The organism is Vibrio sp. YT-19(2023), from assembly GCF_033337395.1.
Genome location: NZ_JAWOQN010000429.1, coordinates 1 through 743, shown reverse-complemented (window position 1 = coordinate 743; position 743 = coordinate 1). Strand labels below are relative to the sequence as shown.

Genomic DNA, 743 nt, shown 5'->3' with positions numbered 1-743 from the left:
TGGCGGAACAGACATTTGTGGCAGCTTTGTTCTCGGTAACCCGATTTCTCCCGTCTACAAAGGGGAATGCCAAGGTGCGGGGCTTGGCAACAAGGTAAAAGTGCTTGATGACGCAGGGAGCGAAGTAGTTTCACAACGCGGAGAACTGACATGTAACAACTCGCTGCCAAACTTTCCTATCGGCTTTTGGCATGACAATGGCGAACGTTATCACGATGCTTACTGGAGCAAATTTGCGGATACTTGGCACCACGGTGATGACGTCATGCAAACCGCAAACGGCGGCTTTATCTTCTACGGCCGAAGTGACGCAACGATCAATCCCGGCGGAGTACGTATTGGCACAGCGGAAATCTATCGACAAGTGAACGCGCTATCGGGTATCGAAGATTCGATTGCCGTCGGTAAGTTGAGCCAGCAATCTGAAGAGATCTGGTTATTCGTCAAATTAAGCCAAACTGTTGAGTTAACGCCACAACTGAGTGACTTGATCCGCCAAACGTTGAAAGCGAACTGCTCACCGCGACATGTCCCGCGCAAGATCTTCGCACTCAGTGATATTCCACGAACGCGTTCCGGTAAAACGGTTGAACTGGCAGTAAAGCAGGTCGTGAATGGTCAGACAGTTAAAAATATCGGCGCAATTGCGAATCCAGAGGTTTTGGAAGAGATAGCGGCGATTGCCGTTGAAACACAGCCCGCACTGACCAATGCGCTATAAAAAAGAGCCGCTATTGCGGCTC

General features: G+C 50.2%; 1 pseudogene. It reads left to right on the top strand.

The window, feature by feature from the left end:
• Positions 1-721, top strand: a pseudogene (locus R7E78_RS26340) (acetoacetate--CoA ligase); the annotation flags it as partial.
• Positions 722-743: the final 22 nt, after the last annotated feature.